This window comes from Rhodococcus sp. LB1 (genome assembly GCF_001583455.1).
GTDB classification, from domain to species: Bacteria; Actinomycetota; Actinomycetes; order Mycobacteriales; family Mycobacteriaceae; genus Rhodococcus_F; species Rhodococcus_F opacus.
The window spans coordinates 1-676 of sequence record NZ_LTCZ01000139.1; the positions used below are offsets into that span (position 1 = coordinate 1).

Sequence of the window (676 nt, forward strand, 5' to 3'; positions counted from 1 at the left end):
GTAGGTGGGGACCATGCCGTTGGCGCAGTACTGCTCGTCGCCGCCCCGGCAGTTGGTGCAGTGACCGCAGGAGTTGACCAGACAGCCGACGCCGACGCGGTCCCCGACCTTGTGGCGGGTGACGTCGGCGCCGACCTCGGCGACGATGCCGACTATCTCGTGGCCGGGCACGACCGGGAAGGGTTGCGGGCCCCAGTCGCCGTTGACGGTGTGGATGTCGGAGTGGCAGATGCCGGCGTACTGGATCTCGATGAGGACGTCGTTGGGGCCGACGTCGCGGCGCTCGATGGTCGTGGGGGCCAGTGGCTGGCCGGCGGCGGGGGCGGCGTACGCGTTGACGCGCATGGCAGTACTTCCTTACTTCTGTGATGGTCACAGTGGTGGTGAGCGGGGCAGGGCTGAGTGACCGGTGCCGCATCGGTCGAGTCGGTGAGCGCACCGGGGGTGTGGTGGGTGAGGGCTATCGCTTCTTGGTGTTGTGGAGTTCGTCGGCCAGTGCGCTCGCCTCGGCCGCGAGGAGCGCGGCACGGTGCTCGTCGCTGGCGGCGATCGCGCGCCAGTAGTCGATCTTGAGGTCGACGTAGCGTTGACGAAGTGCGATCTGCTGGGCCTCGCGGGCAAGTTGCTGCCGGCGCTCGGTCAGCAACTCGATCTGCGCGGAGGCGGCCGCGGCCCC

General features: G+C 69.2%; 1 protein-coding gene and 1 pseudogene. Both read right to left on the reverse strand.

The features are described 5' to 3' along the window. On the reverse strand, positions 1-345 hold a 345-nt coding region (locus tag AZG88_RS20215; protein ID WP_156517555.1), incomplete at its 3' end, for an alcohol dehydrogenase catalytic domain-containing protein. A 115-nt stretch (positions 346-460) separates the two neighbouring features. After that, positions 461-676: pseudogene (locus AZG88_RS20220) on the reverse strand (MerR family transcriptional regulator); the annotation flags it as partial.